Source organism: Mycobacterium colombiense (genome assembly GCF_001665835.1).
GTDB classification, from domain to species: Bacteria; Actinomycetota; Actinomycetes; order Mycobacteriales; family Mycobacteriaceae; genus Mycobacterium; species Mycobacterium colombiense_A.
The window spans coordinates 1-644 of sequence record NZ_LZSX01000053.1 but is presented as its reverse complement, the minus strand read 5'-3'; the positions used below and the strand labels follow the sequence as shown (position 1 = coordinate 644).

Genomic DNA, 644 nt, shown 5'->3' with positions numbered 1-644 from the left:
TTGGCCCATCACCCGCTGGTTCAGGTGATGTTGGGCTGGAACAACTTCCCCGGACAGGTCAACGTCCCCGCGACGGGGTTGGCTTTGGGTGATCTTCAGGTGACTCCGCTGCTCGGGGATACGCAGACCGCGAAAATGGATCTGGTCTTCTTCCTCAAGGAGAACTGGACCGAGGCCGGTGCGCCCGCCGGGATTTCCGGACACGTGGAGTTTCGCACCGACGTGTTCGACGCGGACACCGTCCAGGTGTTGATCGCGCGGTTGCAGCGGGTGTTGATGGCGATGACCGCCGAGCCGACCCGACGGCTCTCGTCGGTGGATCTGCTCGGCGAGGGTGAACATGCCCGGTTGGATGAGATCGGTAACCGGGCGGTGTTGACCGAGTCGGTGAGCACGCCGGTGTCGATCCCCGCGCTGTTCGCCGAGTGGGTGGCCCGGACCCCGGACGCCGTGGCGCTGGTGTGCGAGGGCCTGTCGGTGACCTACCGAGAGCTGGATGAAGCCTCGAACCGGTTGGCGCATTGTCTCGCGGATGCGGGCGCGGGTCCGGGACAGACTGTGGCACTGCTGTTTTCGCGGTCTGCCGAGGCCATCGCGTCGATCCTGGCGGTGCTCAAGACGGGGGCGGCGTATCTGCCGATCGA

At 65.7% G+C, this 644-nt stretch carries 1 protein-coding gene; it reads left to right on the top strand.

Annotated elements, in window-relative coordinates:
• A partial coding sequence (locus A5760_RS11160; protein WP_155764298.1) for an AMP-binding protein occupies positions 1 to 644 on the top strand: 644 nt, incomplete at both ends.